The sequence below is a fragment of the Pseudomonas ovata genome, assembly GCF_003131185.1.
Taxonomy (GTDB): Bacteria; Pseudomonadota; Gammaproteobacteria; order Pseudomonadales; family Pseudomonadaceae; genus Aquipseudomonas; species Aquipseudomonas ovata.
Window position 1 is genome coordinate 154371 of record NZ_QFFU01000009.1, and the last position, 17760, is coordinate 172130.

Consider the following 17760-nt stretch of genomic DNA (forward strand, 5'->3'; position numbering starts at 1 on the left):
TCAAACCCCGGCCATGAGTTTTTCCTTGGTGATCGGCAGGTCACGAATACGCTTGCCGGTGGCGTGGTACACCGCGTTGGCCACCGCCGCCGCCAGCCCGGTGATGCCGATCTCGCCAATGCCTCGCGCACCGAACTCGTTGAGGTTCAGGTCCGGGTAATCAAGCAGAATCACGTCGATGTCCGGCTGGTCGGCGTGCACCGGCACCACGTATTCGGCGTAATTGTCGTTGACCGGCAAACCGCTGCGCGGGTCGTACTCGGTGGCCTCGAACAGCGCCATGCCGATGGCCATGACAATCGCACCCTCGACCTGATTACGCGCCGCCAGCGGATTAACCACCTTGCCGACGTCAATGGCACTCACCACCCGCGCCACGCGCAAGCGCGAAATGCCCGGGTCCCAGCGCACCTCGACAAAATGCGCGCCGAACGAGCGGAACGAATAATCCTTGGCATTGGCCTGTTCGCTGTGGTGCGTGCCGTCGGCCCGTGCCAGGCGTTGCTGCTCCAGCACCTGGGCAAAACTCACGCGGCGCTCGCCCTTGACCAGGTGGCCGTCACGCACCTCCAGGTTTTCGGGTTTTTCACCGGCAAAGAAGCCTTTTTCGGTGACCGCATAGCTGCGCAGTTTTTCCAGTGCCTGGCGGGTGGCGCCTGCCAGTGCCGGCATGATACTGGCCGTCACCCAACTGCCGCCGGACACAGGGCCCGGTACGAAGGACGAATTGCCCAGTTGCACCTCGACCTTGTCCAGCGCCAGGCCGGTCAGTTCACTGACGGTCTGGGCGACGATGGTGTAGGTGCCGGTGCCGATGTCCTGCACGCCGCACTGCACCAGTGCCGTACCGTCGGCGCGCAGGCTGACCCGCGCTTCGGTCGGCACCTGGAAGGCTTCCCAGTTACAGGCGCCGATGCCGTAACCGATGATCTCGTCACCGTCGCGCATCGCGCCCACCTCAGGCTTGCGCTGGGCCCAGCCAAAGCGCTTGGCGGCCTGCTCGATGGCCTCGGGCAAATGGTTGCTCGACCATGGCAGGTCGCTGCTTTCATCACGTTCGGCCAGGTTCAACTGCCGAAACGCCAAAGGGTCCATTTTTGCCGCCAACGCCATCTCATCAATGGCCGACTCCAGCGCAAACAGGCCCGGTGCAGCACCCGGTGCGCGCATCGAGGTCGGCGTGCCGCGATTGAGCGGGCTGGTGTGGTGGCTGACCAGCACATTGGGGCAGCTGTAGAGACTCTTGGTCACGCTGCCGCAGGTTTCGATGTAGGTGTCCACAGTCGAGGTGCCGTTGTACGACTCATGGCTGAGCGACACCAGCTTGCCCTTGGCATCGGTGGCCAGGCGCAGGCGCTGTCGGGTTTCCGGACGGTGGCCGACGGTGCTGAACATCTGCGCACGCGGCAGCATCAGTTGCACCGGGCGCCCGGTCACCCTGGCGGCGGCACAGGCCGCGACCGAATGCGGCCACGGCCAGAGCTTGCCGCCAAACCCCGAACCAATGAACGGCGCACGCACCTCGACCTGTTCGGGCGTCAGGTCAAAGACATTGGCCAGAAAATTACGGTGGTTGACCACGCCCTGGGTGCTTTCCTCGACATACAGCTTGCCGTCCTGCCAGCGCGCCGTGGTGGCGTGCATTTCCATCGGGTTATGGGTTTCGACCGGCGTGGTGTAGGTCACATCAATGCGCTGGGCAGCGGCCTTGAAGGCCTCGTCCGGCTTGCCGCGCTGATGGGTGCCGTCGGCTTCCTTGGCGCCGTTGGTTTTCAGCGCCTGCGCCAGTGACTTCACCGGCTCGCGGGCCTCGTAGCGCACCTTGACCTGACGGGCGGCGGCGCGGGCCTGCTCGAAAGTGTCGGCCACCACCAGGGCCACGAACTGGCCGGGGTAATAGACGCGGTCGTCCTCGAACGGCAAGCGGTGCTCGTCGGCCTTGCTGGCACTCAAGATGCTATCGAAGCTCATGGCGGTTTCCGGCGTGCGGTGCAGGCGCGGGATATTGCCGTGGTGCAGGATCTCGACCACGCCGGGCATGGCGCGCGCAGGCGCGTCGTCAATCGCCAGGATACGACCGCTGGCAATGGTGCTGAACACGCCGTAGGCGAACAGCAGGCCGTCCTGCGGGTAGTCGGCGGCATAGCGCGCCTGGCCGCTGACTTTCAAACGGCCGTCGACGCGTTTCTGGGCTTTACCGATGATGGACTGGCTCATGACAGCTCCTTGGCCGTGAGATCACGGAGGTTGCGAACGATGACCTGCTGGCCAAGCGGAATCTTGAAAGCGTTGTGTTCGTAGGCCTTGGCGCCCTGCATGGCGGTTTGTGCCACGCGCTCGAACAGTTGCAGCGACGCCGGCTGGCCGACCAGGGCCTTTTCGGCCTCCACGGCGCGCCACGGCTTGGTGCCGACGCCCCCCAGGGCGACACGGGCATCGACGATACGCTTGCCATCAAGCACCACCACCACGGCGCTGGAGGCCAGAGCGAACTGGTACGAGGTGCGGTCGCGCAGTTTCAGGTAGGCCGAGCGACTGCCGGCCAGTGGCGCATCCAGGGTCACATGGGTGATCAACTCACCCGGTTGCAACGCATGTTCGCGCCACGGGGTATCGCCCGGCAGCAGATGAAAGTCATTGAACGCAATGTCGCGGCTGCCTTGCCGACCCTGGACCGTCACTTGCGCACCCAGCGCGGCCATGGCCACGCACATGTCCGAGGGGTGACTGGCAATGCACTGCTCGCTGGTGCCCAGCACCGCATGCACGCTGCGGTTCAGCCCGTCGATGGCGGCACAGCCCGAGCCCGGCTCGCGTTTGTTGCAGGCCGAAATGCCGTCGCGAAAGTAGTTGCAGCGCACGCGCTGCATCAGGTTGCCGCCGGTGGTGGCCTTGTTGCGCAAGGCGGTGCTGGCCCCTTGCAGAATGGCCTGGGCCAGCACTGGATAATGCTCGCGCACTCGCGCATGGTTGGCCAGTTCGGTGTTGCTGACCAGCGTGCCGATGCGCAGGCGACCGTCGTCCAGCAGTTCGACTTTCTTGAGGTCCAGACGATTGATGTCCACCACCTGCGCCGGCTGCATCACGTCCAGCTTGACCAGGTCCAGCAGCGTGGTGCCGCCGGCCAGGTAGACGCTCTGCTCGGTGGCGACGTTGACCGCCTGGGCCGGCGAGGTGGCGCGGGCGTATTCGAATGTGCGCATCAGACCGCCCTCCCCAGCTTGCCCCGGGCCGACTGCACGGCCGACAGGATGTTCTTGTAGGCGCCGCAGCGGCAGATATTGCCGCTCATGGCTTCACGCACGCTGGCGTCATCGGCAGGAATGTTCGGGTCGTTGAGAATCGCCACCGCGCTCATGATCTGCCCGGACGTGCAATAACCGCACTGGTAGGCGTCGTGCTCCCAGAAGGCTTCCTGCACCGGGTGCAACTGGCCGTCTTTGGCCAGGCCTTCGATGGTGGTGATTTCGTCACCGTCGTGCTGCACGGCAATGGACAGGCACGCGTTGATCGCCACGCCATTGACCAGCAAGGTGCAGGCACCGCACTGACCATGGTCACAGCCTTTCTTGGTGCCGGTCAGTTGCAGGCGGTCGCGCAGCACGTCGAGCAGGATGGCATTGGCCGGCACGTTCAGGCGATGGCTCTGGCCATTGACCTTGAGCACGATGGCCTGCTCGCCCGCTGCCGGCTTTTCGCTGGCGGGGGCGGCAGGCGAGGCCTGGGCGGCCTGGGCATTGCTCTGCTCCGGCACCCAGGTGCCGATGCTGGCAGCGGCCAGGCCCGAGGCGCCGACCTGCAGGAAGCGGCGGCGGGAAGCTTGCAGGTGGGTGGCCTGTTGGTCAGGCGTGGAGGAAGGCTGTGGCGTGCCTTGTGGCGTAGCATCTTTCATCAGGATCACCGTTCAAGGGTGCGCTCACGGGGCGCATGGGGTCATGACGGGCTGCGATGCATGTCGCAGCCTCTCCAGTAACCGGTCCCTTGAGTCGACCCGAGTGGGGTGAATAGATTCAGCGCAATGTGCCGATGCCCTGCCAAGTGGTTTGAACCGTGCCGAAAAATGGCTTTTGCACTGATTACGCCTGGCGATTTCAGGTGGTATGAATAACGGCTCAACGCATCCTATGGGGTGGTATTAATCGCACCTTTCGTCGTGGTCGATCGCTTGACCGTCACGATCAGAATGCCGCCCAGAATCGCCATCAAGCCGACAATCAGCGCGCCGGTCAGTTGCTCGCCCATGAACAGCACTGACATCAGCAAGCCCACCACCGGCACGCCGAGCATGGCGGTGGACATGCTGGTGCTGGTCAGCCACATGCTGGCGGCATTGACCGCGCAAAAGCAGAACGCGGTGGCCAGCGGGCCCATGAACAGCATGATCTGCCACAGCGTCCAGGAGCCGTCACCCGTGAATGCCCCTTCCACGCCATAGGCCAGCCCCACCAGCGGCACGGTGGCGGTCAGCATCTGCCACGGCGCCAGCTGGTAGGCGCTGGCCTCGGGACGCGAATGACGCAAGTGCAGAATGCACAGCGCCCAGCACACCGAAGCGCCGATCAGCATGAGGTTGGCCTTGAGCAACGCGGTGTTGCCCCAGTCCAGGGTCAGGGGGTTGAACAGCACGCCGACCCCGATGCCGCCGAGCAAGGTGCCGGCCACCTGGCGTTTTGAAAGCCGCTCACCGAAGAAGGTCACGGCAATGGGCGTGACCCACAGCGGCGTGGTGTAGGCCAACACTGCCGAACGCCCGGCCGGAACCTCGGTCATGGCCATCGCCCCCAGCACAGTGAAGGTCAGCATTTGCAGCAGGCCGACACTGAGCATCAACGGCAGGTCGCGCCGGGTCGGCACACGCAGCGTGCCGGTGGCCAGTTGCAGGGCAAACAGGCACAGGGCACCGGCGGCAAAGCGCAGGGCCGAGAACCAGATGGGGGTAATGTGCTGCAGGCCGGTCTTCATCACCGGCCAGTTGGCGCCCCAGATCAGGATGGCCAGTACCAGCAGGGTCACGCCCTTGACCTGCGGCGAGGCCCACAGGCGGCCGGTGGCTGGGGTCAAGGTCGCGGTGCGGGTGGCGTTGAGCATGGTGTCCCCTGAAAGGCCGAAAGCGGTCAGGGGAAATTTTATTCAAGCGCGCGCAGAATTTTTTTCCTGCTTTGTCTGGGATTGGCGCCATTACAAGCATTAATCTCTGCACACATACGGTATTGCAGAGGTTTATTCTCTTGAAAAAGCTTGATCGCACTGACATCAACCTGCTGGAGAGTCTGCAACGCGACGCCAGCATCACCAATGCCGAGCTGGGTCGCTCGGTGAACCTGTCGCCCACGCCCTGCTTCAACCGGGTCAAGTCGATGCAGGAAGCCGGGCTGATCAAGGGCCAGGTCACCCTGCTCGACCCCAAGGTGCTGGGCCTGGACCTGAACGTGTTCATTCATGTGAGCCTGGAGAAACAGGACGAAGGCGCCTTGCAGCGCTTCGAAGCCGCCGTGGCCGGACGCCCGGAAGTGATGGAGTGCTACTTGATGACGGGCGATGCCGACTACCTGTTGCGCGTTCTGGTGCCGAACATTCACGCGCTGGAGCGCTTCATTCTCGAGCACCTGACCAAGGTCCCGGGCGTGGCCAATATCCGCTCCAGCTTTGCCCTCAAGCAGGTGCTGTACAAGACCGCCCTGCCCTTGCCGCCTGACGGGCTGACGCTGGCGCGTCAGGGGCTGTTGCCGTAAGCCGGCACATGTGGTGCGCTTGCAGGAATGCAGGAATGCCGGAATGCAGGAATGCGGGAATGCGGGAATGCCGAGCCATCGTGGCCGGCTGCGTTGGCCGTTGTAAATTTGTGGCGTTTGCGAAATTTTGCGAGCGCTGCGCACTCGGTCGCGGGCAGAGCGCGCTCCTACTGGGGGCACCGTGGGGGCGGGGCGGGTGTGTTGGCTGAAACGGCATTAACCCCTAAATGATGTTGAAGGCGATCAGCATCACCACCAGGTAACGCAAGCCCTTGGCCAGGGCCACGATCAGGGTAAAGCGCCACAGCGGCTCGCCCATCACCCCGGCCACCACGGTCAGGGCGTCACCGATTACCGGCACCCAGCTCAGCAAAAGCGACCAGTAGCCGTAGCGGGCGTAGTGCCGACGGCCCTGCGCCAGGCGCTGTTCGCTGACCGGAAACCAGCGCTTGTGACGCAGCCGTTCGACCGAGCAGCCCATCAGCCAGTTGAGCATCGCACCCAGCACATTGCCCAGGGTCGCGACCAGCCACAGCAGCCAGGCCAGGTAATGCCCGGACACCAGCATCCCGACCAACACCGCTTCCGATTGCATGGGCAGCAAGGTGGCGGCGCCGAAGGCGGCGAAAAAAAGGCCCAGGTAGCTGGTGAGTTCGAACATGCGCAAAGACTGGCCAGATGTAGGAAGACCGGCATCGTAGCGCTAAAGGCCATCATCTGCCGCACCCCGTAACCGCTTGTAATAAGCGCGCGAAATCATACACAAGGCAACCGCAGTCAAAATGACTCAAGCAAGTCATTCCGACCCCTCCCCGCTCAGTGTCTTTATGACACCTGCACCCCGAAGCCCTTGATTCACGGGCCCTGACGCCCTGGCACGGAAGTTGACTCTCTCATGGCAACTGTCCACTGCCCAGGAGCGTTTCCATGTTCACTGACTCACAACGCGCGATCATCAAGGCCACTGTTCCGCTGCTGGAATCAGGCGGCGAAGCCTTGACCACCCACTTCTACACAATGATGCTCGACGAATACCCCGACGTGCGTCCGCTGTTCAACCCGGCCAACCAGGCCAGCGGTGCCCAGCCGCGCGCCCTGGCCAATGCGGTGCTGATGTACGCCCGGCACATTGATCGGCTGGAAGCCCTCGGCCCGCTGGTGGGGCAGATCGTCAACAAGCACGTGGCCTTGCAGATCCTGCCCGAGCACTACCCGATCGTCGGCACCTGCCTGCTGCGCGCCATTCGTGAAGTGCTGGGGGCCGACATCGCCACCGATGACGTGATTGCCGCCTGGGGCGAGGCCTACGGGCAACTGGCCGGGATCCTCATCGGTGCCGAAGAAGCCGCCTACAAACAGAACGAAATCGCCCCCGGCGGCTGGCGCGGTGCGCGGGTCTTCAAGGTGGCGCGCAAGCAGCAGGAAAGCGCGCAGATCACCTCGTTCTACTTCGAGCCCGAAGATGGCGGCGCGGTGGTCGACTACGCACCGGGCCAATACCTGGGGATCAAGCTGACTATCGATGGCCAGGAAGTGCGCCGCAACTACTCGCTGTCGGCCCAGGCCAACGGCCACAGCTACCGGATCAGCGTCAAGCGCGAAGGCCAGGGCGCCGTGTCGACCTACCTGCACGACCGCGTGCAGGTCGGCGACCGCGTCGAGCTGTTCCCGCCGGCCGGGGACTTCACCTTGCAAGCTTCACCCCGTCCATTGGTGCTGATCAGCGCCGGCGTCGGCATCACCCCGACCCTGGCGATGCTGGAAGCCGCCCTGCCGACCGGCCGACCGATCACCTTTATCCACAGCGCCCGTGACGGCAGCGCTCATGCATTTCGTCCCTGGCTGGAAAGCTTGCAGCGTGAGTACCCGCAACTGGCCTGCCACGTCTGCTACAGCCAGCCGGCCAGCGACGACCGCTTCGACGCCCAGGGCCGCTTGAACCAGGACATGCTGGGCCACTGGCTGCCGGAAAACCGCGACGTGGATGCCTACTTCCTGGGCCCGGTCGGGTTCATGGCCAGCGTCAAGCGCGACCTCAAGGCGCTGGGCGTGCCTGAAGCGCAGAGCCACTACGAGTTCTTCGGGCCGGCGGGGACATTGCCCGAGTAAGCGGACAAGGCAATGACTGACTGACCCTCGGCAGGAGGCGCACGCCTGACCGTTCAGCGTTGTGCCAGATAGTCCTGCCGTTTCAAATGCCGCACCAGCACCCTGCCTTCCGGGGCCAGGGTGGTGCCGAAGGTCACCCACTCGCCCCCCTTGAGCCGGACGTCCAGCGCGTAATGCAAATGACCGACCGGCGCACCGGGCAGCAGCTCGATCTGAAGGTCCGCAAGGCGGGGTTCGTACTTGCGCAAAGTGGCGAGCATGATGGTCATCAGGGTGTGGGCCGAGGCCGGCAATCCTTGCAGTATCTGGCCCATGTCGGGCAAGCCGTAGTCCGGCAAGTGCGCCAGGGTGCCGGCGCGGCTGTTGAGGATACGGCGCAGATTATCCAGCACCGACAGCACCGGCTGGTGCGGCTCGGCGACGTGATGCAGGTCCAGTTCGCCATCGAAATTCTGCAGCAGCGTTTCATACAGCGATGGGTTGAGATCGGCCATTGTTCACCCCTCGCCCAGAGGCCGCAGATCAAGACGATTGCCCTGCAGCTCGATGACCCGGGCCCGCTCCGGGTCCAGCTCATCGCGGGTCAGCACCAGGCGCCAACTGTTGTCCTGCCTGTCGGGCTCACGGAACAGCCCCACCACTGCCACGAACTGCGCCTGCGGATGCAGCGGCCTGCTTATCTGCACGCCCTCCTCGGGGCGGATGACCACAGCGTGCTCGTCAAGCACGTCAGAACGCAATCGGACCGCGCCCTGACGGGTCACGTTGTCGTAGTCGGTTCTCTGCACGGTCTTGTCGTCGCGCAACTGGTAGACACGCACCAGGGTCGGCACCGACAAGGCGTTCATGTCCGCCGCATCGAGGTTCATGCCCGCCCGAGCACTGAGGTCCAGATGCAGGGTCCTGACCTGTTTATGGAATATCGCCCGGCTGACCGAGGCGGTGCTTTCGCTCACGCTCTGAAACAACCCGCAGCCGCTCAGCGACAGCCCCAGCGTGGTCATCATCAGGACCTTGGAAACGGTATTCGACATGCTCTGCCTCTCGGTTGTCGGGGTTGGGGCGCAGCCCCTGATAGCGCCCCAGTTCGATGGTAAGGGTGGAAGGTGCGTGCCGGGGACTGACAGGCATGACCGCCGTCATGCCCAGCTTCAAGGGCGCCTCGCCCAGTAGCGCCCTGGGCAGGCTGTCCGGCGGCAGCACCAATTGCAGCTTCACGTTGCAGCGCCACCCCAGGTACACCCGCAGCAGCACGCCTAAATCGTTGTGCAATTGAGCACCGGGCAACCAGCCCAAGGCCTCGTGACGGTCTTGCGTGAACAGTCGCAGCCGCAACTGACTGTTGGCATCGCGTCCCACCGGCCCCAGCGGCACACCTTGCGCCAGGCTGACCGGGCGCTGGCTGCACAGGCGGGCCGGCTGCGCCAGCACGACATTGTGTGGCCAGTGCGGGGTAATCTGCGCCCGCGTGCCAGGCGCCAGCAAGGTCACCAGCGCGGTGATGCCTTCGGCGTTGCGCGTCGGCAGGCGCATCACGCTCAACAACGCCAGAAACCGCGACATGGGCGTGGCGATCTGCCGGGCAGTGCCTGGAATGCCCAGGCCGATCAGCCCGAGCAGGCATTGCGAGGTGGCATCACGACCGCCGGCTTCAAAGGCCGCCGGGTACGAATACTTGCGCCAGATACGGTAGAACTGGGTAAAGATCCGGTGATTGAAAATGTCCAGAAAGGCTTCCAGCGCCTCATGGCCTTCACGGCGCTGGGCAATGTCGTCCAGGTAGCAGGTCGGCAAGGGCGAATCGACCCCGTACAGACCCAGCAACCGGGTGCGTACCGTGGCCGGGCGATGGGGATGGGCGTCGTCGAATTCGACGGCCTTGAGTTCGCTGGCCGGAAACCCCATGCCCGGATCGGGCCGGAAACGCACCGGGTCATCGCCCGGATGCGCCGTGCTGCCCAAGGGTGGCTGGTCCGGCAAGGCGTGCTCAAGCACTTGGCAAAAACGATACAGGCTGGCCTCGGCCACCCGGCCTTGCAAGGCTTGCAGCACACCTGCCGCTTTCAGCCGGGAATACGCTGATTGTGGTTCTCGTTCCATCGCAGGCACTTTCCGGTGGGTTGCAGGATCAGCGTGAGCTGGTTGAACAGATGAATGTCGGCATACAGGGCGAAAAACCGGTTGAGCATTTCACCGAACAGCCGGATATCGCCCTCGCCACAGAAGCCGTTGGCGTCCAGGGTGATTTCGATGTCCACCCCGCGCAGCAGGAAGCCTTTTTCAAAGCGCTGGATCAGGTGATGGCCGACCTCGACGATGGCCTCCAGACGCCGGCGATTGAGTTCGCTGCCGGTCCAGTCGTACAGCGCCAGGGTGCCGCGCAGCACTTCGGCGCTGTCGAGCATGGGCAAGAAATTGGTGCCCAGGTGGCTGAGCACCCGCCAGTGAAAGCGATCCCGGTCGGGCGGGTAGCACGGCATGCTGGGCGCGCACAGGTTGCGCACCCGCAAACCGCTGCCCTGCACCAGGGTGTCGAGCACCGTGCTTTGCAGCGCCTTGCGCGGCAACTGGCCGTGGGTGCCGGTCAGGCGCAGCGACAGGCTCTGCTGCCCCTGCACCCGGTCGCTGTCGAACCCCTCGCCGCCCAGGATCAGCCAGGTGTCGTGCAGGCCATTGGCGGCGCGCTTGAGGCGGGTATGAAAATAACGCTCGGGGGCTTCGTCACGCAGCATGCCGCCCTTGTGGCGAAAGCTGCTGAACGGCACATAGTCCAGCCGCTCGGTGCTTTTCGAGGCCGTGACATGATCGACCGAATAGATCTCGGTATGCCCGTCCTGCAGGCGCATCGGGCGCAGCAGGTAGTCGGTCTGCAAGGGATCGATCATCAGCGGATCGGCCTCCAGGGCGAACAGGTTGATCACCGGCACCGCATGCAGGCGAATGTGCTCGGCGCCCGGCACCAGCCCTTCAGGCCAGGCTTCGCGTAGCACCACGTCGAGTTCGAACCACGCGGTGCCCGGCGCGAGACTCAAGCGTTCCAGCCCGCAGAGGGTCACGAACATGAACTTGTCGCGAAAGGTGAAGTACTCCAGTAGCAACTGATACCCGCTGAAGGCGCTGTCGCCCTTGGGCCATAAACGGTCCTGCTCGGCAAACCCCCTGGGTACGAAGTGCGCTTCAAGGGCCTGGCGCTCGGTGTGCCCCGGCAAGCGCACATACAGCGCCTGGGCGTGACAGGTCAGGGCCAGGTGCAAGGCACTGGCCAGCGGCAGGTCGGCGCCCAGGTACAGGGCAATGTCGCTCAGGTCGGTCGTGGGCCAGTCGGTCAGGGGCCCGCAGGCAAAGCGCAGGCGCAGCACATGGCGCCCATCGGGCTCATACCCGACCCGCACGGCCTCCAGTGCCAACGGGCGCAGCATCACGTCTTGCGTGGTGGTGTAGCGACAGCGGGTGCGCTGCGCGCCGATCGGTTGCGACAGCACCTCAAGGCCCTTGCCGATAAGGTCGTTGCCCTTGAGGTGTTGCAGGTCCGGGAGCAGTTCGACAATGGCCAGCGAAGGAATGGTGCGCAGGTAATGCGGCCACAGCAGGCTGACCAGCCCTTCGGTGAGTTCCGGCAAGTCATCGTCAAGCTTCTCGCGCAGGCGCCCCATCAAAAAGGCGAAGCCTTCGAACAGGCGCTCGACAAAAGGATCGTCGGCGCCCGGCTTGTCGAGGTTCAATTGCGCGGCGCGGTCGGGGAAGGCTTGCGCGAACTCCTTGCCGGCTTCACGCAGGTAACGCATCTCGGCGTCGAAATAACGCAGTGTCAGGTTTTCATTCATGTCCAGTGATCCATTGAGGCGGTGTTGAGCAACCGGGGCGGCAAACAGGCAACCTCACCCACACAGCACCGCCGCGCGCACCGGGTCCAGGGCCACCAGCGCGGCCAGCAGGGTTTCGCTGCGGCGGGCCAGCTCGGGCTTGTCTGCATCGCCGCGCTGGGCCTTGAGGCGTAGCAGGCGCAACAGCCGAGCCTTGACTTCGAAATCCAGCGCAGGCTCCCAGTCGGCCAGGGCCTGCCGCCGCGCCGTGGTGTCCAGCTCGGCCAGCAGGTGAATGGCCAGGTCGTTCTTGCCATATTGCTCGGCCACCCGCGCCATCAACAGGCGCAACAGCCAGCGCTGACGCCCTGCGTGAAGGTCCGGGCGCGCGGCCAGCCAGGCCAGGGCCTGTTCGACACCCTCGCTGTCAGCCCGGGCCAGGGCCTCACCTTCCAGCGCCAGGACCGGGTCATCGACAAGCACAGCGGTCGTTGCGGCACTGGCCGGCCAGGATGGGGCCGTGCCGGCACCGAACTCGCGGTTGATCCACTCCACCGTGGCCGGGTCGGCAAACGGGCTGCCATCGTTCCAGCACAGGTCCTGGAGCCCAGGCAAACGCGCCAGGAACATTTCGAAGTCGCGCTTGATGATGGCGGCCCAGCCCTCCTGCGGTGCGGGCTGGTGGCTCAGCGCCTGATAGAGGTAGCACTGCAGGTCCAGCCAGAAGTGATTCACGCCCTCGGCATACATGCGCTCGGCCTGCTCAAGCAGTTCAGGCCAGTTCTGTTGCAGGTACAGGCCCTTGAGCTGCGCCCGGTATTCGCTGCGCGGCGGCGCCAGGCGCGTCTTGCCGCTGGCATCGTGCGGGGGTACATGGTGCAGCGTGTCCCAGCGCAGGCTCTTGATCAGGCGATGCGCGGCCAGCCAGCCCAGCGGCTGCTCGCGCAGGTACGCCGCCAGTTGGCGACCGCTGTCGAGCACGTCGCGCCCGGACTTGATGGCGGCCGCAGCCTGAGGCAGCGCCTGCCCGCCCGCCTCGGGCGCGGCTTTGTTTTGCAGCGCCTGCGCCTGCGCCCCGCCCGCCTGCGTCAGCCGGGCAGACAGCGCGCCATACAGGCCGCCCAAGGCCGGACGCTGTTCCACCGGCCAGGCAAGCACTGCCTGCGCAAGCCAGGCCAGCGCCGCCACCGTGCGCTCGGCCTCGGCCATCACCACGTCCGGGTACAGCGCCAGGCTGTCGAGCACCCGGGCGCTGGTCAGCCACTCCACGGCCATGCGCCGGCCATTGCCACGCACAGGCAAGACCTGATCGGGGTAGTGCTCGACCAGCGCTGCCAGCAGTCCCAGTCCGGCGGCCAGCCCTGCCTCGCCCTGCATCTGCAAGCGGGCCCAGGCGTAATAGCTGGCCACGCGCAGGTCCTTGCAGCGCTGCTTGAGCAGTTTTTCCGCCAACAACAACACCTGCGGCGCATCGGCGGCAGACAACTTGTTGACCTCCTCGCGCAGGCGCTGGAAATCATCGTCACACGCAGGGTCTTCACCGGCCGGCGCGGCAGCGTCGATGGGCAACAGCCAGTCGGCCCAGTGCGCGGCCTGCTCACGGCCCAGGGCCACGGCATCGCGCTCGCCCAGACAGCGTTCGATCAGCACGGGCAGGCTCACAGGTCGGCCCCGGCGGTGGCGAGAAAAACCTGCCTCGGCAACTTGAAGCCGCGCAGCTTGAGCAGTGTCAGCGGCCCTTCGCCCAGTTCGGTGCGCAGGTGCCAGGTCAGGCCCAATCCGTCCGGCGCCTTGAGGATCAGCTGGTAGCGGCTGGCGCTGTCGTCCAGGGTCGTCACCTGCGCCTGCTCCAGCAGGCGGATCAGGCCCCAGGAGCCCTGATGATCGGCCAGCAGTCGCTCGCCGCTGACCGCGCCGATCCAGCGCACGCTGACGCCCGGGTGATCGCTGCGGCCCGGCCAGATGAAACGCTGGCCTGTTTCGCGCTGGTTGAAGTACTCGTGGGGGGTGCCATTGAGCGTGAAAGTGGTCTGCACCACATGGCGGGTGGCCTTGCCTTGCAGCTCGAAGTTCAAGCCCAGGCCGCCGTCGGTGTACAGCACGTCGCTCAGGTGGCTGAGCTGGTTGATGGCCTTGAGAAACGCCGGGTTGAAGCGCAGCCCCTGGCCGTGGGTGGGGTCCACCACCCAGCGGCTGCCTTCCTTGCGCAGCACCCCGCCCAGTTCGCGTTGCAGGAACTGCTCGATGCGCCCGGAGTCGGCCCGGATCATCTGCCCCAGTTGCGCCAGCGAAGCGTCGCTGCCGGTGGCGGCGAACGGGTAGCGGCCGTTGAAGCTGTTGTCCCAGTCGCTGACGATTGCCCGCTGCCACTGGCGGTTCAGGCCCGCCGCCGAGGGTTGCAGCACCTGCTGCCAGGCCTGCTCCAGCGGCTGCACGAACAGCGCCTGGCCGGCGCCGGCCCACTGCCCGCCCAGGCTGGCGGCGATCAGGCTGCCGTAGGCCTGGGTGTCGGTCAGGTCGATGCCGTTGCCCTGGAACACCGTCTGCGCCAGCGCCCGGGTCATGCCCTGCGGGTCGGGGGCGTGGCTGATCTGTTGCAGTTTCAGGCGCACCCGCGTGACCCGGGTCAGAAACGCCTGCAGGGTCAACCGGTCATTGCCGGCCTGGCCTTCGGCCTCCTTGCCCAGCAAGGCCAGCCACGGCCCGAACGTCGCCTCCAGCGGGGTGGCAAAACCGGGTACTGACGGCTCGATCAGGGCCGCCTTGTCCTGGCCGATCAACTGCTGCGCCGATTGCAGCAAGGCATCGCCCAGTGCCGGCGCGCGGGTCCCGGCCTGCGCCTGCCAGGCCAGTGTGTTGCCCAGGGCGATCAGCGGCGACTGGCGCACGTCGCTCATCAGGGTCAACTGGTCGATGACCTCGGCCAGGCTACCCGCCGGCTGCCAGCGCAGGCTGTTGAGCATGCCCAGCCAGGCATCGCTGTAGTCCTCGAAATAGCGCCAGGTCAGTTGCGCGGCCAGCGCCTCGGGGCTCAGCTCGGCGGCGATGTCGCCGGGCCTGTCGCTCAGCACCCAGTCGATCTGCTCGCGGCGCGCCCGGGCGATGCTCTCGATCGCCTCGCGCACCTGACCGTCCCAGGCCTGACGGGTAAACACCCCCGGCACTTCGGCGCGGGTGGTAAACAGCGAGCGGGCCTCGGTGTCGCCAACCAGCTCATCCAGGCCCAACGGCGGGTACTGCGTATCGGCGGCGTCCAGCACCTGGCGGTACAGGCTGGCCTGGGCGTTGCGCTGGCCGAGCTGGCCCAGCAGCACGCGGCGCACCTGGGCCACCTGGCGGGCGTCGACCTCGATGCCCCACTGCGGGTGCGCCGCCAGTTGCTCGGCATAGAACCCCAGCAGCCCCGGCGCCAGCGCCCGCCACAGCCCCTCGGCCACCCCGTCCGGCGGCGGTTGCTGACCCAGCACCCGGGCCAGAAACACCGGGTCGGCCTTGTCCGGACGGGCCATCATCAGCTGCGCCTTCAAGTGTTCATACGCCTGCGGCGCCTGCCGGGCGCGCTCAGGGCTGTCGGCGGGCAGTGCCGCAAAGGCCTGAAGTTCGCGTTGCAGGCGGGCCGCCACCGGGTCACGCAACAAGCGGTTGTTGGCCTCGACATAACGCGGCCACAGCGCCTCAAGCAACGCAGCATTCTGGCTCAGGCCCAGGCGCTGGTACCAGGGCACGCCGTTTCTGGCGCGGGCGTCGAGCCGGCCCAGTTCGCGCATCAGCTCGTTGAGGGCCAACAGGTGTTCATCGTCGGTGCCGGGGTGCTCGACAGCGGCCAGGGCGGTGTGTACCTGGGCGATCTGGGCGCGGTTGGTGGTGTAGGACAGGAGCAGGCCGACCAGGCACAGCGCTGCGAGACCCAGGCCGGCGCGGTAAGTGATACGCACCCCATGCCGGCCCGAACGCCGTGCACCACCGTGCGGGTCGGCGGCCACACCGTGCCAGGCCGGCAGCATCAGTTGCTGTTGATCAGGGTCCTTGGCGGCCGGCAAACCCATGCTGAACCACACCCCGCGCACGCTCAGGTCGCGCCGACGGGCCGTGAACACAGGCGCCAGCGCCTGCTGCCAGCGTTCAATGCCCTCGGCTTGCAGGTCCCGCGACAGGCGCCAGAGAAAGTCATGCCCCTGCTCGACCTCGACCTGCGCCATGCCCGCCTGACGCAGCGGTTGCAGCAGCTCACGCAGGCGGGCCGCCAGTTGCGCCGCCGTGCTGCGCGCCGGCAGCAGGCAGCCCACGGGGCGCGTAGGGTACTCCGGCATCGGCCGGCGACTGTTACACACCTGCCACAGGTGCAGCGGCAACTGCCAATGCAGGTCGCGGGCAACTTGCTGCACATGGCGCACGCCGGCATTCATCAAGGCCGGCTGCGCGCTTTGCGCTTTATTCAATGCCCAGACCACGCCATCCAGAGGCCGCCGACGGTTCAGCGCCTGCAGCGACGCAACCAATGATTCAGGCAGTTTGCCGGCCACGCTGCCGCCCCAGAGCAGCAGCGTATCGTCCATGTGCAGCCAGTATTGCGCGGCCAGGCCGGGAGCGATGGCCTCGATTTCGGCAGGTTCCCCGACCACCAGCAACACGCGCACAGGGCGGCGCCAGAGGATGCCGTAGTGGTCGCGCAGGTGCTGGCGCAGCGGGGTGATCCAGAGGTCGCCGGACTCGGCCTCAGTGCTTGAAGCCTTGCTCGCCATTGGCACCTGACGGGTCTTGTCCAGCCGGGCGTGCAGGCCCTGCACCCACTGCACATTGATTTGCGCAGCAAGCACCAGCAGAGCCCAGCACAACGCCGCTTTCATTAATGATTGCGGCCAATCACGGCCAAGAGGTGGCTGGCCACTGACGAACCACCAGGCAGTGGCCACAATGATCACCAGCACAGCCATCACCGCCGCGATCAACAGCGTAATGGGCCAGTAAGGCACTTTTCTGGAGTCGGTTTTTTCAGTCATGAGGGTGCACTATTCCAAGAGCCAGAGCGTAATGCGGATCGCGGGCCAGCCAGGCACAGGGTGCCGGGCTGTGTTGGCAGTGAGAGGCCGCCAGGGTGATCGCCACCATGGCTTGCAGACCGGCCAGGTCGCCAAAGTTGGCATCCTGCACCTGTGCCCGAGGGCTCCAGCCAGCAGTGGCAAGGTCCGGCAGACAGGCATCGGAAAATGCCACGCAGGTGTCGGTCGGGGCGTCCCGTTCACTTTGCTGCAGCACCCGGCCAGCCACGTCGGCCAACGCCTCGGCCTCGGCGACATACCACTCGCCGCGGGTCAGGCGCACGTCACCCTGCCGGCCCAGCACCCAGAGCACAGCCGCTTCTCCCGGCAGCAAGTTGCTGCCTTGACGCGCCGATGAAGACTGACAACCGGCGCACAGGATGCGCGCCTCGCCCGGTGCCTCCTGCAACTGGTCAATGATCGAAGCCAGGCTGTCAATGCCTTGCCAGGGCTGCGGCTGCGCGGGCAATACAATCTGTGGGCAAGACCTGGACATCTGCTCGAAAAAGGCCTGCCAAGCCTGCGGTGTGCCCTGCCAGTAACAGCGCAAGGGCACAAGGCCGGGCGGCGGGTCGTGTTGCTCGCACCACTGGGCGACCAGCCTGTGCGCCAGTTGCCGCTCACGCTCAGCTACATCGCCCGCCAGAATCTGCGCCAGCGCCAGCCGTGATTCGCCTGCCACGTCAATGGCAGCCGGCGGCTTGTGATCGGGCTGGAACAGCGCCTGACGCTGCTCGGGCGTGCTGCACGCCGGCCCCAGCAGCACCGTATCGAGCAGCGAGACCGTTTGCCGATGCTGCGCCCACCAGTGGGCGCAAATCCGTTGCGTCGATTCGTCGTAATGCCAGGCGTTATAGCGGCTCAGACAACACGCCAGGATGCGTAGCAAGAACGCCGCCAGCCACAGCAACAACCAGAAGGCGCCTGCGTAAATCGCAACCCTGCGGATCTCGCCGGCAGTGCCGCCCCACAAGGCCAGTACGCCTGCAAGCACCGCCGGCGTGCCCCCCATGAGCAGCCAGCGACCGTAGGCCGGGGGCGAGCGTTGCGGGTAGGGATCAAATTCGGGCATCGGTG

Annotated in this window: 14 protein-coding genes; 2 read left to right on the forward strand and 12 right to left on the reverse strand. The window is 65.7% G+C overall.

The genetic code is table 11. The features are described from left to right. The 4 genes from DGA31_RS14690 to DGA31_RS14705 form a co-directional block, all read right to left on the reverse strand. Positions 1–2217, reverse strand: a complete 2217-nt coding sequence (locus DGA31_RS14690) for a xanthine dehydrogenase family protein molybdopterin-binding subunit (protein WP_109513031.1) — start codon at positions 2215–2217, stop codon at positions 1–3. Then, complete coding sequence (locus tag DGA31_RS14695) at positions 2214–3203, reverse strand: FAD binding domain-containing protein (protein ID WP_109513032.1); 990 nt, start codon at positions 3201–3203, stop codon at positions 2214–2216. Before DGA31_RS14695 ends, DGA31_RS14690 begins: the two co-directional genes overlap by 4 nt. Continuing rightward, entirely contained in the window at positions 3203–3892 is a 690-nt protein-coding gene (locus DGA31_RS14700; protein ID WP_109513033.1) for a (2Fe-2S)-binding protein, read from the reverse strand. The genes DGA31_RS14695 and DGA31_RS14700 overlap by 1 nt, the downstream gene beginning before the upstream one ends. Before the next feature lie 230 nt (positions 3893–4122). Next, the gene (locus DGA31_RS14705; RefSeq protein WP_109513034.1) at positions 4123–5088 is read right to left on the reverse strand and encodes a DMT family transporter; all 966 of its coding nucleotides are present in this window, start codon (positions 5086–5088) and stop codon (positions 4123–4125) included. A 140-nt stretch (positions 5089–5228) separates the two neighbouring features. Here DGA31_RS14705 and DGA31_RS14710 point away from each other — a divergent pair, with 140 nt between their 5' ends. Then, positions 5229–5732 carry an Lrp/AsnC family transcriptional regulator gene (locus DGA31_RS14710; RefSeq protein ID WP_056839846.1) on the forward strand — a complete coding sequence of 168 codons (504 nt, stop codon included), beginning with the start codon at positions 5229–5231 and terminating at the stop codon, positions 5730–5732. A 223-nt stretch (positions 5733–5955) separates the two neighbouring features. Here the strand turns inward: DGA31_RS14710 and DGA31_RS14715 are convergent, their stop codons facing one another. Beyond that, complete coding sequence (locus DGA31_RS14715; RefSeq protein WP_109513035.1) at positions 5956–6393, reverse strand: YqaA family protein; 438 nt, start codon at positions 6391–6393, stop codon at positions 5956–5958. Between the two features lie 266 nt (positions 6394–6659). Between DGA31_RS14715 and hmpA the strand changes: the two genes are divergently transcribed. Then, positions 6660–7841, forward strand: coding sequence for an NO-inducible flavohemoprotein (gene hmpA, locus DGA31_RS14720; RefSeq protein WP_109513036.1), 1182 nt, complete (start codon positions 6660–6662; stop codon positions 7839–7841). A gap of 53 nt (positions 7842–7894) precedes the next feature. On the opposite strand, the gene tssE is transcribed toward hmpA, so the two are convergent. Genes tssE through DGA31_RS14755 form a run of 7 tightly spaced genes read right to left on the reverse strand, consistent with a single transcriptional unit; the run spans position 7895 to position 17755 of the window. Further along, a complete protein-coding gene (gene tssE / locus DGA31_RS14725) occupies positions 7895–8335 on the reverse strand; it encodes a type VI secretion system baseplate subunit TssE (protein WP_109513037.1) in 441 nt (146 codons plus the stop codon). A gap of 3 nt (positions 8336–8338) precedes the next feature. Beyond that, positions 8339–8848, reverse strand: a complete 510-nt coding sequence (gene tssJ, locus DGA31_RS14730; RefSeq protein ID WP_109513038.1) for a type VI secretion system lipoprotein TssJ — start codon at positions 8846–8848, stop codon at positions 8339–8341. Beyond that, entirely contained in the window at positions 8754–9941 is a 1188-nt protein-coding gene (tssG, locus tag DGA31_RS14735) for a type VI secretion system baseplate subunit TssG (protein WP_109513039.1), read from the reverse strand. Before tssG ends, tssJ begins: the two co-directional genes overlap by 95 nt. After that, on the reverse strand, positions 9905–11665 hold the full coding sequence (gene tssF, locus DGA31_RS14740; RefSeq protein ID WP_193551506.1) for a type VI secretion system baseplate subunit TssF: 1761 nt from the start codon (positions 11663–11665) through the stop codon (positions 9905–9907). The genes tssG and tssF overlap by 37 nt, the downstream gene beginning before the upstream one ends. A gap of 54 nt (positions 11666–11719) precedes the next feature. Continuing rightward, positions 11720–13306, reverse strand: a complete 1587-nt coding sequence (gene tssA / locus DGA31_RS14745; protein WP_109513041.1) for a type VI secretion system protein TssA — start codon at positions 13304–13306, stop codon at positions 11720–11722. Next, positions 13303–16644: an ImcF-related family protein gene (locus DGA31_RS14750; protein WP_421957968.1), complete on the reverse strand. Its 3342-nt coding sequence runs from the start codon at positions 16642–16644 to the stop codon at positions 13303–13305. Before DGA31_RS14750 ends, tssA begins: the two co-directional genes overlap by 4 nt. Then, the gene (locus tag DGA31_RS14755) at positions 16637–17755 is read right to left on the reverse strand and encodes a hypothetical protein (protein WP_240043500.1); all 1119 of its coding nucleotides are present in this window, start codon (positions 17753–17755) and stop codon (positions 16637–16639) included. Before DGA31_RS14755 ends, DGA31_RS14750 begins: the two co-directional genes overlap by 8 nt. Positions 17756–17760: the final 5 nt, after the last annotated feature.

Bases quoted from the DNA above. Each gene is read 5' to 3' on its own strand.
- DGA31_RS14690 (WP_109513031.1), bottom strand. From the start codon at position 2,217: ATGAGCCAGTCCATCATCGGTAAAGCCCAGAAACGCGTCGACGGCCGT.
- DGA31_RS14695 (WP_109513032.1), bottom strand. From the start codon at position 3,203: ATGCGCACATTCGAATACGCCCGCGCCACCTCGCCGGCCCAGGCGGTC.
- DGA31_RS14700 (WP_109513033.1), bottom strand. From the start codon at position 3,892: ATGAAAGATGCTACGCCACAAGGCACGCCACAGCCTTCCTCCACGCCT.
- DGA31_RS14705 (WP_109513034.1), bottom strand. From the start codon at position 5,088: ATGCTCAACGCCACCCGCACCGCGACCTTGACCCCAGCCACCGGCCGC.
- DGA31_RS14715 (WP_109513035.1), bottom strand. From the start codon at position 6,393: ATGTTCGAACTCACCAGCTACCTGGGCCTTTTTTTCGCCGCCTTCGGC.
- hmpA (WP_109513036.1), top strand. From the start codon at position 6,660: ATGTTCACTGACTCACAACGCGCGATCATCAAGGCCACTGTTCCGCTG.
- tssE (WP_109513037.1), bottom strand. From the start codon at position 8,335: ATGGCCGATCTCAACCCATCGCTGTATGAAACGCTGCTGCAGAATTTC.
- tssJ (WP_109513038.1), bottom strand. From the start codon at position 8,848: ATGATGACCACGCTGGGGCTGTCGCTGAGCGGCTGCGGGTTGTTTCAG.
- tssG (WP_109513039.1), bottom strand. From the start codon at position 9,941: ATGGAACGAGAACCACAATCAGCGTATTCCCGGCTGAAAGCGGCAGGT.
- tssF (WP_193551506.1), bottom strand. From the start codon at position 11,665: ATGAATGAAAACCTGACACTGCGTTATTTCGACGCCGAGATGCGTTAC.
- DGA31_RS14750 (WP_421957968.1), bottom strand. From the start codon at position 16,644: ATGACTGAAAAAACCGACTCCAGAAAAGTGCCTTACTGGCCCATTACG.
- DGA31_RS14755 (WP_240043500.1), bottom strand. From the start codon at position 17,755: ATGCCCGAATTTGATCCCTACCCGCAACGCTCGCCCCCGGCCTACGGT.